Source organism: Siphonobacter sp. SORGH_AS_0500, from assembly GCF_002838835.1.
Taxonomy (GTDB): Bacteria; Bacteroidota; Bacteroidia; order Cytophagales; family Spirosomataceae; genus Siphonobacter.
In genome coordinates this window covers 192,573-207,571 of sequence record NZ_NHPP01000008.1, presented here as the reverse complement: position 1 = coordinate 207,571, position 14,999 = coordinate 192,573, and the positions used below count along the sequence as shown (strand labels likewise).

Genomic DNA, 14,999 nt, shown 5'->3' with positions numbered 1-14,999 from the left:
TCGAAGGTAGGAAGGTTTAATCGGCCCAGGCAAATTGCGTTTGCATTTCCTCGATTTAATAAAAAAGAAGAGCATTTGCTCTTCCTTTCCTAAATATCTTCTTCGTGAATCAACTCATGATTAATTAATGCCCCGGCTTTATTACCCGTAGCAGTCGCCGAAGCAACCGACCGGAAGCCCGTAGTGGCATCGCCCGCCGCGTATACCCCCGGCACTGAGGTCTGCTGTAAATCATTAACCTTTATGTGCCCGTGATCATTAAGTTCACAGCCCAGTTGTTCGTGCAGATCGGTAGCAAACTGGAAGGGTACGCGTACGAAAATAGCAGTTAATTCCAGCTCTCGCCCGTCTTTGAAAAGGACTTTCTGAAGCTTTCCATTTTCGTGAATCAGAGCTTCAACTTCTCCTTCGATGACGGGAAATTTCTTATAGTGCAACTTCTCCAGATTCTCTTCGGGAATTTCGCAATCTCCGTCGGTTAATATCCGAATGTCTTTGGACCAATTATTAATCAACCGGGCAAACTCATAACTCGCATCGCTGTTCGTGAGAATACCGATTTTTTCATTTCGCACTTCGTAGCCGTGGCAATAGGGGCAATGAATAACCGTGTTTCCCCAGCATTCCGCAAAGCCCGGAATGGGTCGCATCTGATCCACAACCCCTGTAGCCAGTACTACTTTTTTCCCCGAAAAACATTTGCCTGATTCCGTCCGAATCTCAAAACTATCGTCCACTTTTTCGGCCTTAATAGCTTTGTCTGTAACAAAAGTAATCGTGGGATACTTTAGCACCTGCTCCTTTGCCAGAGCTGCAATAGCCGCAGGCGTTTGTCCATCCTGGGTAATAAAATTATGCGAATGGGGCGTCTGCCGATTACAGGGTTCGCCTCCGTCAATTACTAATACATTCCGAAGAGAACGTCCTAAAGCCATCGCTGCCGAAAGGCCTGCGTAACTGCCGCCCACAATAATTGCGTCAAATTTCATAAAGATTGATCGTATGATGTCAGGGATAAAAAGGGCGTTCCATATTCCATTTCAGTGGCGAATATGAACCCTGGTATATTTTTGCAACTATGTTGCATTTAAAGAAGTTCCGGGCGGGATTTTTTTGGGTATTACTTGCGTTGACTTTATACAATGGCAAGAAAACGTAATACTGAATCTTCTGATACTTCCCTAACCTTCCGCGAACGCTTCGAAGCCCTGCGGAATTTACCGGCTTTTTTTAAACAAATCTGGCAAACCAGTCCTTCGCTTACGTTGCTTAACCTCTTCCTGCGTTTGCTTCGTTCGGCAGTGCCAACGATGAGTTTGTACGTAGGTAAGCTGATTATTGACGAGGTAGTGCGTCTGGCAACCATTCATTCCTCAGACCTTACGCATTTATGGGTCTTGATAGCGATTGAATTTGGACTGGCGATTGGAAGCGATTTATTAAGCCGGGGTATCTCCCTGAGTGAAAGCCTGCTAGGAGACTGGTATGCTCATCAAACTTCCGTTCGGCTGATGAAACACGCCGCTACGCTGGATTTAGCTCAATTCGAAAACCCGACTTTTTATGATAAACTCGAACGAGCCCGGCAGCAAACGGCGGGCCGCACGCAGTTATTGACGCAAACCTTCTCGCAACTTCAGGATTTTCTAACCATAACCTCGCTGGCTGTCGGGTTAATTAGTTTTGCTCCGTGGTTATTAGTGCTATTACTGGTGGCAGTTATTCCATCTTTTCTGGGCGAATTACACTTCAACGCTAAAAGTTATTCGCTCCTCTACGGCTGGACACCCCAACGACGAGAGCTGGATTATTACCGTTACCTCGGAGCCAGCGACGATACCGCTAAAGAAGTCAAGTTATTTGGTTTGTCGGATTTTCTGATCAATCGCTATCAAACGCTTTCGGAGCAATACTTCCAGGAAAACCGAAAGCTTGCTGTTGAACGGGCGGGTTGGGGTAGCTTATTACTCGCCATCGGTACGGTAGGTTATTACTCCGCCTATGGTTACATGATTTTTCAGACCGTTCAGGGCCGGGTAACCCTCGGGGACCTGACCTTTCTGGCGGGTTCGTTCCGGCAGGTTCGGAGTTTACTGGAAGGTATTCTGGGACGATTCAACAGCATTTCACAGGGAGCTTTATACCTGAAAGACTTATTCGAATTTTTCGAAATTCAGCCTCAAATCATTTCACCCGTTCAGCCACGTTCCTTTCCGAGTCCCATTCAGCAGGGCTTTGTTTTTGATAACGTGGGTTTCAAATATCCCAACTCCGAAAAATGGGCCGTTCGTAACCTGAGCTTTACCCTGAAAGCTGGGGAGAAACTGGCTTTAGTCGGGGAAAACGGTGCGGGAAAAACGACTTTAGTCAAACTGCTGGGCCGACTTTATGATCCCGATGAAGGTCAGATTTTACTGGATGGGTATAGCTTGAAGGATTACGATCTGGAAGAGTTACGACAACACATTGGCGTCATTTTTCAGGATTACCTACGCTTCCAGTTTTCGGCGGGAGATAACATTGCCGTGGGCGATATTATGGAACGGGAGAACCGATTGGCCCTCGAAAAAGCAGCCGAACATAGCCTCGCGGATCAGGTCATTGCTGGCTTACCTCATCAGTACGATCAACCGCTCGGACGACGGTTTTCGGGTGGCGTTGAGTTATCAGGCGGCCAATGGCAAAAAGTTGCCCTGGCCCGGGCGTATCTGCGGGAAGCCGATCTATTAATCCTGGACGAACCCACTTCTGCCCTCGATGCCCGAGCCGAATACGAAGTATTCCAGCGATTTGCGGAGTTAACGAAAGGAAAAACGGCGGTTCTGATTTCGCACCGTTTCAGCACCGTTCGCATGGCTGATCGTATCCTGGTGCTGGAAGGTGGCAAGGTTCTGGAAATCGGCACGCACGAGGAGCTCTTACTTCAAAATGGCCGGTATGCTGAATTGTTTGAATTACAGGCAGAAGGGTATCGTTAGTGATTTTCTCATGCCCGCTTCCCGGAAGTTTTAAATTTTCGGGAAGTTAATCGTGCTGTTTCAGGCTTATCATGCATTCGGTTGCCAGTGTTTAGCAAACCATTACGTACCAGACATCACTCACTGATACTATCGTTAGCCCTAGACTGCCCTTTTCCTCCACTGCAAGTAACACTTCGAACGGTACAGGAAACTATTTCTTGTCAATTGGCAATTGTCAGCCCGCCCTTACTATTCAATTTTGCTACGATCAATTAAATGGCTTAAAGCATGGAAATCGAGAATCTTCTCAAGCAAATTGAATTCATCAAAGAAGTTGACAAACTGAAATACATCCTTCGGAAGACCAAGTTATTCAATAGCGACCGGAACGAAAATGACGCCGAACACAGTTGGCATCTCGCTTTGATGGCCATGGTTTTGGTAGAACATGCCAATTTCCCGGTTGATCTGTTGAAGGTAATTAAGATGTTGCTTATTCATGACATCGTAGAAATCGACGCGGGTGATACCTTTATTTATGATGCTCAGAAAAGCCATGATAATACGGAAGAAGAGCGTGCAGCCGCTCAACGTATCTTCGGTTTATTACCGGAAGATCAGGCTCATGAACTCATAGCTCTCTGGGAAGAGTTTGAAGCTCAGCAAACCAACGATGCCAAGTTTGCCCGAGCCATGGACCGACTCGAACCGCTTCTGCAAAATACATCGAATAATGGAGGTACTTGGAACGAGTTCGGTGTGAATTACGACAAGGTCTATGCCAAGAAACAAGTAATTCAACGCGGATCTGACACCCTCTGGCAGTACGCTGAACAGTTGATTAACGATAGCGTTGAAGGAGGAATTTTAAAGAAGTAACTCTTTCTGACGAATGCCCGTGCAACCGTCCTAAAAGCGTACAAGACCCTGTCCGCGAAATGCCGGATGCAAACCGCTGCCAGCTTTTCTTGCTGGCAGCTAGAACCTGACCTACCGCTGAATCCCAACCTCTGTTGTATTGAATTTTTCAAAAAACAGAAGTAGCATTAACCAATTAATGCTCTCATAATAAGTAAATTAAACCCACTAGTCAATTTCCCTTCGCTCCTCAAGAACTTTACTTAGTAATTGTAAGTAGCCCTATAATTGTCCCTCAATTATGGGATTTTTCCTCATTGAAATTCCTGCCAGTTTTGTTCAGTTATCTCGCTTTTATAAGCAGATCACTGAACCGTTCACCCATTCAAACCTATACAAAAATGGCAGAGGAAGAATCAAAACCAAACAAGCCCAAACCTGCGAAAGAGGACACGCCTTCTGTCCAGCTTTCCGAGGAAGAAACTTTACAGAAAGGGCTCGAACTGGCGAACCAAACCCTGGACAGCATTACCGCCCGGGAAGAGGTTCCGCTGGCAGCTCCTTCGACCAATCTCACCTCCGAGCTCAATAACATCGACTTCAGGAAAATGATTGGTGGCCCACTTCAGGCGGTTGTGGACGCTCAGGTAGCTTCTGCTCTGGCAACTGTCAATTTTATCAATTCAGTTGGATTCACTGAAACGGATCAGGGCAAAAAAGAGCTGGTCATGGTAGATTTCACGCACACTCGAAAGGATGTTAACAGTGACGGCACCCCAAATGACAAGGAAATACACCTTAAGGTACCTCTGTTAGCTATGCTCCTATTCCGAGTTTACGGATTGAGCACGCCATTATTGACTTCAATGTAAAACTTAACTCCGTAGAAACTTCCAGTATTTCTGACTCAATTAAGGTTGGAGTAGAAGCAAAAGGCGGTTGGGGGCCTGTCAGCTTCAAAGTTTCGGCGTCATATCAGCGAAAATCGACCACGGGAGTGGAGGTTAAAAAAGAATACGCCCTCAACATCAACGTGAAAGCCGTGCAGGATGAAATGCCTGCCGGACTGGAGAAAATCCTTGGCATGCTGGCCGCCTAGAAAACAGCTTTGATACCTATCCAGACCACTTCCTGAAAGCCTATCGGCCTCAGTGTTGAGGCTTTCGGGAAGTATGCTGACCAATGCTCTTTTTCCTGAACACACGGCTAACATGTGACCCCATGTCGAACATCACCCTTTCTGAATACGTTGGGTTTATCTTTTCGGAGATTACCCGTGCCCGCGACCAAGCCGACCGCGTAGCTAAAGAACTTGCTCTGCAATATGCTAAGGATGATATCTTAAAGTTCTTTTCCGTACCTCGGTTTAAGATTCCCGAAATGGATCTGACCATTCCCGTATTAATCTCAGGGGCGAAATTTGTGGCTATTTTGGAGTTTGTTCTGAAGAAAGAAGAATTTCGAAATCTGTTGCTGACTAAGATTTCCAATTGCATTCGAATCATCCTGATACAAAAAAGAGGATTCATACGGGACATCAAACTTATCAATGACCCGGAAATGAAAAAGCCTATTTTCATTCGTCCGATCATTATTAAGCCAATCAGAGGTCGGGGAGAGTTTTCGGATCAGCCGCTTCGGGCCGACAGCATTGATCCGATCATCGATGAATTTTATGAGCTACTTCTCAATAACACCGATCCCGAAGATCCCGAAAGCATTGTTCAGGTAAAATGGGCAGAAATCTTTTATAAAAAACTGGAAGAAAACAGCTTAATGGATGAATACAAACGGCAAAATCCAAGCAATGAGCTGTTTCGGAAAACGCTGAAAGAAATTCAGGATGCTGTTGTTGCGGGTACACAAGTATCTCAAACTAAAATGGCTAACCTTCTGGTGAACCCCGAAACGCAACTAGTGAAAGACGGGAGCAGCGATTCCACGGTATTTACGATCAAGGCAAAAATCATGGAAGAAGGCATTTTCGTAAAAACCATCATCGATGAAGCAACCAACCGCGAAAAGAACATCGTTGAATTTGAATAGAAGACATGCAAAAGTTCTATACCAACGAAAATGCCCAACTGACTCAAACACTGGAGCAATTGGGGCGGGTAATGACCTTATATAATCAGCGTGATTTTGAGACGGATACAGCGTTGCTTGCTCTGCTCAATCTTCTTGAAACCTCATACGAAAGGGAGAAAAAAGATGACCTTAAAGTCTGGATTCAGCATCTGAAAATGGAGTTCGTGACCGTTCAGCGAGGTGTAAATCCCTTCACGTTTGAAAAGCTCATCACTGGCAAACGTGACATGCAGAGCACAGCCTATTTTCGTATACTTCAGGCTCTATATGCAAAGATTCAACACCAATTCAATCAGAACGTCGAGCGGCTTCAGGAAGCTCAGGTGCTAGTGACGCAAATTATCATTGCCGGACTGCAAAACGGAATGATTTCCACAGAACTAATCCAATCCATTCAAAACGAACAGGACATCGAACGTCTTTGGAAACAGCTTTCTACCGATAGTAATCTTCTATTAGGCCAGCGAAGAGTTTTGTTAATGGTCAGTCGATACGACGGCTGGATTCTGATGGCCGATGCCATTAATGCTCTGAAAAATTCATAGTACGCGTTCTTATAAACCCTTCAGCTAACGCTCACAAATCATGGAACAGGAATTCAAATTTGGCTGGTTGCCAGACCTTCCCGACGCCCGGGACTACATTTATGCCGCTCCGCTAAAAGTTATGCAGGCATTACCGGCCAGCGTGGATTTAAGTCCGGGATGCCCTCCCGTTTATAATCAGGGTGGTCTGGGCAGTTGCACGGCTAATGCTCTGGGTGCGGCCTTCGAATTTGCGAAGACCAAGCAGCAAAAACCCACGTTTCGCCCTTCTCGGCTCTTTTTATATTACAATGAGCGAGTGATGATAAATACGGTTCTATCAGATAGTGGGGCTTTTCTGCGGGATGGCGTTAAATCGCTCAACAAAGACGGCGTATGCCCCGAAGCCGACTGGACCTATGATGACTCTTCGGCACCGGGCTCCAAATTCACGAAAAAGCCCCCACAAACCTGCTACAAGAAAGCGTTGAAGAATCAGGTCCTTTCGTATTGGAGAGTGCCGAACAACCTCAATTCCATTAAAGGTTGTTTAAGTGAAGGCTTCCCTTTTTCTTTTGGTTTCACTGTATACGACAGTTTTATGTCGCAAGCGGTTCGTGAGACGGGAATAATGCCCCTTCCGAACCTAGCTACCGAACACGTACGAGGTGGCCATGCTGTATTGGCAATTGGATATGACGATGCGAAACAAGCCGTATTAGTACGAAATTCGTGGGGTGAAAACTGGGGACTAGCCGGAAATTTCTGGATGCCTTATGCCTACATCACCAGTAGCCAGTTTTGCCAGGATTTCTGGACTATTCGTACCGTGGAATAATCTGTAATTTATATTGACCCATTTCAGGGCCACAATCGTTGACAGCATTACAGTCGCTGTCAACGATTTCTTTTCTGTACCGAAACTATGAAACGCATTGAACTCAAAACGGAAGAAACCTATAGTCAGGCGTTTCCCGGAAAAAGTACCTCTGGTTATGAGTGGGAAGCCAAACTCACGGGAGACACCTGTATCCTGATCAGTAAAAGTTTTCAGTCCGTATCTAACGGTCGTATGGGAGAAAATGCCAGCGAGGTCTTCACCATAAAAGCTTTAAAATCCGGGCGTGCCCGTATCTTTTTCCAACTAAAAAGGCCCTGGGAAACCCAGTCAATAGATGCGTATGAACTGGAAGTGTTGATACAGGATTAATGATTTCCTTTTTGTTTGAATCATACCAGGATAGAAAAGCTGACCGAATCATGCTGGCAGCACAAGGTCAGCTTTTTCTATTAATTCAAACTCAGTCGTAGCTGAACTCCACCCTGCGTTAAAGCTCGCCGGAAGGAATTGGATACCAACGGATCATTTACTGTACGATCCAGATACACCCGCACATTTAGCTGACGGCTGGCATTGTAAGTAACGCTGGGGTTAAACTGGAAGAATACGTTACCCGCCGTTGGCGTTGTTTCGCCTTCCAGTTTTCGAATGACTACCCGCTGATCCCGGAAGGTTAATCGGCAATCGAAAGTCAGGTCATTTTTCAGTTTGATCTGACGTCCTCCGAGGTTGAACCGCACATTTTGCTTCGTGAAACCAACCCGACCCGTCAGGTCTTTGTTACTTACTTCATTCACCGAGACGTTCGAAAGGTTCAGACCAACGTTCCGATCCTGGTTATATTCCAACCCACCCGAAATACCATCTTTTGTTCGGAACTGTACGCCGAGGAACGGAGCGAAACGTTCTACGAAAGAAATCACACTCATCACGTACACCGGAACGAACTGACCTTCGGCATTAACCCGGTCAGCAAACGGATACATAGGAGCGTTCAAGGCTACGAAAGCGGCATCGTATTCCAGCGATGAAACGAAACTACCCACGTTGTAGGTACTTGAATACGAGTGCGTAATCTGTACCTGTGAGAAGCGTCTTTTCACCCAGGGCACATTCGTCAGACCGTTGTAATTCACCCGCCAGTTAGGCAGAGGAATTTTATAGAAAGGTGAAAATTTTACCTTTTCCGGACTCTTACCCGAGTAAGCCGCAAAGAAGGCTGGAATCAATACATCTTGTGAATTCAGGTTATAGGAATCGCCCGCAGGGTTTGCCTGCTTCAGACGGTCCAGTAATAAATTTCGGTAATCCTTAAAGCGTTCAAAGTTCGCTGAAAAGCTTTCGCGGCTGGTTCGTTCAAAGGCCGTCAGGAACGAGAGGTAACTCATCGAATAACTACCCGAACGCACGGGCGACTGACTTTGAAAAGCTCCATTTACCGTGGCTGGACGGAAAAACTCCTGATAGTTATCCGAGCGGTTATACCGTAAATCCATGAACACCTTGAAATCCTTCCAAGGTTCCAGGTCTGTGGTGGCTTCAAAACGCTTGGTTACCGTCTGTACAAAAGGCTGATTCTGGACTGTACTCTTCGAAATCCAGCCTTCCGCTGCTCCCCGGTATCGAATACTCGCATCCTGACTTCCCAGAATGAAGGGCATACCCGGCACGCCGCTACGATCCCCCAGCAAGTGAGGCGTTGACATAAAGCCGGGCAGAATTGTCGATTCATCAATAGCATACGTGTATCGAATCCCGCGAACCGTCAGTAATAACCGCGACACACTTTTCAGGAAACGGTTATTATCCTGTTCTACTTCGTCAAAATCACCGGGGCTTCGGGCAATGTCCCGACGCGGAGCCCTGGGTGAGTTCACCCAGCGTAAGGCTTTTACGCGGTTATACAGAGCCACAAAATCGATGCGTCCCGTCAATACGCGTTCCTTCCGGTTCTGGATGGTGTTACCGAAAGGAGTTCCCGTCGAATCAACAATGCCGTAACTGTTCGCCTGAAATTTATAGGCTACGTTATACTGCAACTGAGCCGTCATCCAGTCGGTTAGGGGCGTTTTATTTAAAGGAACCTGCCAGGTATTATCAATACGCTGTTCAAAGTTTTTCATCCGTCCCAGGTTCCGCAAACTATTCATAACCGAATCCCGCTTTTCCTGGGTATTAATGTCACCGTAAGGTTCATCAATAATGGCCTGAGCCGTCGCATTATACCGAGCGTTCCAGTTTTTCGATAAATTCCAGGTCAATCCATACAGACGATTGAATAACCAGTATTTTTCAAACAAAGGCGTAACTCCATCAGTGGTTAACCTGGGGTTACCTGCCGTTGAACCCGCCACCGCACTGCGATACTGCGTCCGAATTAAACTCCGATCCATATCCGCCCGCAGGGTAATGCTGGTTGGAACGGGTGTAAAATTGAAATCTTTAATCAATTGAAAGATATGCCGATCATTCTTCCATTTCTTGAAAGGCTCCCAGGGTCTGGGCACCGTTGTGAAGGCGTAGGTAATGCCGCCCCGCCGCGATAACTGGCGGTATTCGGCCATGGTGATATTGGAGCGAATCGCGTCTGAATAGGCGTAGGTAAACGAGAAGTTTTCAATGTCGTAGAAATGAGCCCGGTTGCTGGGGTTCATTCGAATTTTACGCACGTTCGAAAAGTTAATTGCCTTGCGGGAATAGTTCTCTTCTACCATTTTCCGGTACGCTTCCCGCTGGCTGGCACTCATGGTGCTTAAGGATAATTCCAGCGGCATGTCTGGGTCCAGTGGGTTGAAATGCGGCCGGATATTCTGGCGATCTACGCTAAAATAAAACGGAATCTGTAGGCCCCATTTTTGCGGGAAGAATTTGTCCAGATTGACGTTTGAAGCCATGCCCAGGGCCAGCGAGTTACTTTGAGATCGCTCGGAAATTCGGGTTTCAACGCCTCCAAATCCGTAGGTTTTCACGGCCCCGGTCAGGGTAACTGTCGCAAAATCGGCGAGCTTGATATCGGCCCGGCCAATGGCAGCATAACCCGATTTCTGGTCAAAATCCGTGGCGTGAAATTCGTTCACCCAAACGCAGAATGACTTCGCCTGCCCATCCGCAGAGGTAGGATTTCGAACCCCTAGCATTAACACTTGCACCGCCGAAATATCCGGCGTTCCGACCACGGTAATGTTATACTTTCCATCCTCCGAAACCAGCGTGAATGGTGTAGCATTGGCCGCTCCCAGTCGATTTCGTTCGGATTTCACCCGCCTTAATTCATCAATCGGGAAGTCAAACTTATTATCCAGGGGCCAAACCAGCGTGGGATCAGGAGCTCCTACGTTAATCGAACCGGGATCGGTTGCTTTCAAATCCCGCACTTCAATTTCGTAATAGTTATCCTTGAAATCCGTTCCCAGCCGAATGAATGTTGAGGTTTTTGAACTCTCATTCATGGCGTTTTCCATGTGCACCGACATAGTCAGACGGCGGTACTGATTCAGGTTATAGTTCACCAGTTTGTAAGCCGCCCGCGAATCGCCATCCCGCAAATCAGTAACGCAAAGGCTTAACCCCTGTTCATTGAGTTCGGCATTATTGAGCGTCATGATGTCGCGATCCCGTTCGTACCCCGGAGGAACTACGTAAGGAATACGACCCGCATCCTTCGTTCCCGGTCCATTTTCTTCAATACTTACCGTAGACACCCGAAAATCAGCATCGTAAGGCTCGGGTATTTCATCCAGACCTTTGGCATTCAAATCGTAATCATATTTCCGATACTGAAAACCCGTTAACTGGAATTGAGCAAACCGCAACACAACGGGTTGCTCGAAATCAGTCATTACCATTCGCATGAAACGCACGGATTTGAACCCATTAATGCCCCCCACCGAACGCGTAGGCTTACGAACCTCTACCCGGAATAAATACCATTTCGTTGTAGTCCCATCCTGCTGATTTACGACTACCTCGTCCACAATGTTATTACTTCCTACCTTCAGCTCGCCGGGCTTCAGGGGAATTTCGTATTCGTAATAACTCTCGGTTTCGTTCACCGTATTATCTACGTTCAGGTCTTCTGAATCGGGAAGGCTGGAAGAAGACGGCGTAATTTGTGAGCCTGATGCAGTATTCGCGGGTGAGTTATTTTCCATCCCCATGATTCGCTTATACCGCTGTACCAGCGACCAGTTATTCTGATCGGCTTCCGTACTGAGGTAATAGCGGAAGTCATCGTTGGATGGATCCGAGAGAATCTGATTGAGAGCCGGACCCGTTACCCGCGTCCGTACCTGATTGAGGTAATTCCCGAAGAACGTTTGCTCGGCATTATTGTTCAAACCATCCAGACCTATATCCTGAGCGGCAATATTCTCATTATCGAATGCATTGATAACAAATTGCTGCTTCGTAACCCGGCCCCAGGCCGTTGAGTCTACGTTAGCGGGCTGGCCGTTCACGGGCTGACTACGCACTTCTCCCACGGGCAAACCATTTTCAAAGTTGAAACGTCCATCAGGAACGACATCTTCCGAAATGTCTCCGAGGTGAAGCAGTAACTTACCTCCCGTAGTATTATTCTGATTAACCACCCCGTCTTTTACAACGGCTTTCGCTCCTGTCTGGAAGGGGTCCATCACCCAAAACTCCAGCAATTCTATGTTTGAGTTATCAAAGTCATTATCTGAAGTAATGGCTCGGGTAATGGCTCCAAAATTTTGTTTGGGGTTACGTAATAAGCCTTCCGAAGTCAGGTCCGGGTTGTAATTGTACATCCCGCGTTCGGAGGGGAAATAGGCGATGTCGAGCGTATTGAGCGGGAGGTTATAGTTAAGGGTAGCTTTTCCTTTGAAAATATCCTGCGGCATAAATTGGCGTTCGTATACGTTACTAACGTCCAGATTGCCCGGTACGGAATTGTTTCCTAGTCCACCCGTTCCGTAAACGGTCTGATCAATATTATATACCGAAATCATGGCTCGGCGATAGGCATATTCCAGTGGGTTCGCAGCATTACCTTTCGGGAATCCATCGGGTGTAGCCCCCAACCGCCATTTGATGGGCTGACGGGTAAAGTCATAAATGGTTCGGCTGCCTTCGAAGTCGTCGAGGTAACTCCGATTCCGGGAACGCGGCGTTACGCCGGGTAATAACTGAGCGTACTCGCCCGAAAAAGCAATCGTTGACATTTCCTTCGTTTGCAGGAATGGCAAAGCGTCCAGAGCTTTCGTCAGGATCGGAACGTCTTTCTTCAGGTTGGCATCCAGCCCAAACAGGAAATTATTAACGGGTTCGTTTCCTAACGCCACGCGGGTAATGTTACCAGGGGTACTTTCGCGTAAACGCATTACCGTTGCTCCAATGTTGAAGTTCCGGTCAACTCGGTAATCAAAACGCCCCGCCAGCATCGTTCGCACCTGATTATTGAACAGATCCGGCGTTTCCCAACTGATGGTTACGTCTTTACCCGAATTCATCAGCGATTCGTTCAGTATCCGAACGCTTCCGGCTTCCACCACGAAGTCCGTTCCGGGATTTAAAGCAACGCCTCCAGCTGACACCTGAACCGTTTTTTCATCCACTCCAAAACCCAGTTGAATCTGAGCTCCGTTGGCTCCCTGATAACTTCCTGAAATGTAGAATTTATTCTTATCCGTCTCCTGCGTTGCGTCAATCTGCGTACCTCGGTATAATGTGGTTTGTACGTATTTTTCTACCAAAGCAGGATTATCTGCACTCAGCCGATTTCGTAGCGTTGACCCGAAAGGCTCCAGCACCGGGAAGATAACCCGACCATTTTTGGAGTCGATGGTTACGTCTTCTACGTAATCAAAATTTCCGTCGGGCTGTCGGTCGCTCATCTGGTTAAGTTTATCCAGATTCATGACCTGCACCAGCGGAATTCCGGCAATATTACTTTCCTGAAGAGCGGGGTTATCTACCCCCGTAATATCGTCTTTATAAATAACTCGTAGTTGGAAACCCTGCTTCTGAACACTGACCGTTGTTCCGGTATACGTCGTCGAACTGCTGGTATTATTGGACTGCGTTTGCGTGCTGAGGGAATAAATATTCTTCATCATCAGATCCCACATCGGAATGCTGGTATTATTCCGAATGGTTGACGACTTCAATAATTTCAGAACAATGACTTCATCCTGCTGACGGTTCTGGTAATCTTCTGTTAACTCACCGACTTTGTAACTCCGCCCCTGATAGGTGTACTCGTAGGCAACGGCAATCACTTCATCGTTTCGAACTGGGGTTAATAACGAAATGTACCCCAGCTGTGGATGAAATTTAAATTCGCGTTCGCCGAGTTTCCGGGCTCCTCGTAAGATATCAAAGTCAATACCTCGCGTATAACTGCTGCCCGTTAACTCAGAAGCTACATTATCAATCTGACGAACGACGGGATTTTGGGAAACATTCTGGAACAATCCATTGATGGCATTACTAGCTGGTGAACTGGCCGAACCCGAAATAGGCTGTACCAGCGGAGAAGTGCGGTTATACGGATTTCCTTCACCCATATCCGTCAACCCTACCAGATTTCGCAAGGTCTCCGTACTCTGGGAGCGGTTGGTTACGTACACTTCTACCCGCGTTACATTTACCCCGGAGGTAATCATGGGTAACTGCTGCAAGGAACGTTCGTAATTATCCCGGAAAAAATGGCTAAGGAAAAAGTGACGGTTCTCGTCGTATAAGTCTTCACGAATGCTAAACGGCCTGTTCTGGGCCCCATTTTTCAGGGTCATGCTCTGACGTTTAGAACGTTGTTGAGCCGCTACGATATTCACATCCAGTTTGCCAAACCGCAGAGCTACATTGGCTCCAAAAAGGTTCTCAACACTAGGAATTAACTGGCTATTGGTTCGAAAACTAGTGTTCCCCGCTTCCACCCGCTGAATAATGTCTTCTTCCTGATTTCGGAAACCAAGCTTGAGCTTATTCTCAAAATTGAAAGCGGCTTTGGTATCAAAATTGGTATTCAGGTTGAGCTTATCACCAATTTTTCCAGCGAAGTTGATGGCAATCTGTTCATTAAAAATGAAGTTGCCCGTCCGACGCTGCCGTACGGGAATAGCCGGGTTATCAATGTTCTGGTGGAGATACCCAAAGTCGAGCATTACCGAACCGTTGGGTAGAAAGTCGATAATATTCGAACCAAAGATCCGGTCGAGCGAAGGGTCCGTCAGTTTTATTTTTGGAAAAAGTCCCCGACCCGAAACTTCACTTTTACCATCTGAACGAGCCGCGTATTCACGAATTAAGTCCCGGTAGGAAGCGTCGTTCTGAATTCGCAGGTATTCATCCAGCGAAATGGCTTCGCCGGTTCGGTAAGGCAGATGTGCATCCCCTACTTTAAAGTGATCATCTACAATAATCCGCTGTCCGTTGGGATCGTATCTGAATTGGGTTTGTAAGGTTTTAGGATCATGGGGCACTAAGGGCGACTGCGGCAAACGATAGCTGAATCGGCTGCCTAATCGGTCTGGTACTTTTAGATAGGGTCGTCGGCCAGTTTTGGTACGGTACAGTGTATCCTGCTGAACAGAATCAGGGCGAACAACCTGGCCCTTGGCGACCATAAACGTTGTTCCAATCAAGAAGAAAGCCCTTATAAATCCGGGTACCGTAATCCATCGCCTCCGCCGGGAATAAACTCCTGACTTTCGAACGGGTTGGAAAATTCGCATTGTTAGGTATAATGTCCTATATATAAAC

At 46.9% G+C, this 14,999-nt stretch carries 8 protein-coding genes and 1 pseudogene; 7 read left to right on the top strand and 2 right to left on the bottom strand.

Translation table 11 applies throughout. From position 1 onward, the window contains the following. Positions 1-89: 89 nt before the first annotated feature. Positions 90-989 carry an NAD(P)/FAD-dependent oxidoreductase gene (locus BWI96_RS11710; RefSeq protein ID WP_106636813.1) on the bottom strand — a complete coding sequence of 300 codons (900 nt, stop codon included), beginning with the start codon at positions 987-989 and terminating at the stop codon, positions 90-92. A gap of 153 nt (positions 990-1,142) precedes the next feature. On the opposite strand from BWI96_RS11710, the gene BWI96_RS11705 reads away from it, so the two are divergent. From BWI96_RS11705 to BWI96_RS11670, 7 genes and pseudogenes are all read left to right on the top strand, one after another. Then, a complete protein-coding gene (locus tag BWI96_RS11705) occupies positions 1,143-2,978 on the top strand; it encodes an ABC transporter ATP-binding protein (protein WP_106636812.1) in 1,836 nt (611 codons plus the stop codon). 270 nt (positions 2,979-3,248) lie between these two features. After that, positions 3,249-3,839 carry an HD family hydrolase gene (locus BWI96_RS11700; protein ID WP_106636811.1) on the top strand — a complete coding sequence of 197 codons (591 nt, stop codon included), beginning with the start codon at positions 3,249-3,251 and terminating at the stop codon, positions 3,837-3,839. A 380-nt stretch (positions 3,840-4,219) separates the two neighbouring features. Next, positions 4,220-4,917: pseudogene (locus BWI96_RS22370) on the top strand (DUF2589 domain-containing protein). A gap of 122 nt (positions 4,918-5,039) precedes the next feature. Then, positions 5,040-5,864 (top strand): hypothetical protein, encoded by an 825-nt coding sequence (locus BWI96_RS11685; protein WP_106636809.1) that lies wholly within the window; start codon positions 5,040-5,042, stop codon positions 5,862-5,864. A 5-nt stretch (positions 5,865-5,869) separates the two neighbouring features. Next, complete coding sequence (locus BWI96_RS11680; RefSeq protein WP_106636808.1) at positions 5,870-6,451, top strand: hypothetical protein; 582 nt, start codon at positions 5,870-5,872, stop codon at positions 6,449-6,451. 40 nt (positions 6,452-6,491) lie between these two features. Beyond that, positions 6,492-7,268, top strand: a complete 777-nt coding sequence (locus BWI96_RS11675) for a C1 family peptidase (protein WP_106636807.1) — start codon at positions 6,492-6,494, stop codon at positions 7,266-7,268. Between the two features lie 87 nt (positions 7,269-7,355). Then, positions 7,356-7,640 carry a protease inhibitor I42 family protein gene (locus BWI96_RS11670; protein ID WP_106636806.1) on the top strand — a complete coding sequence of 95 codons (285 nt, stop codon included), beginning with the start codon at positions 7,356-7,358 and terminating at the stop codon, positions 7,638-7,640. Between the two features lie 80 nt (positions 7,641-7,720). Here the strand turns inward: BWI96_RS11670 and sprA are convergent, their stop codons facing one another. Next, a complete protein-coding gene (gene sprA, locus BWI96_RS11665; RefSeq protein WP_106636805.1) occupies positions 7,721-14,971 on the bottom strand; it encodes a cell surface protein SprA in 7,251 nt (2,416 codons plus the stop codon). Positions 14,972-14,999: the final 28 nt, after the last annotated feature.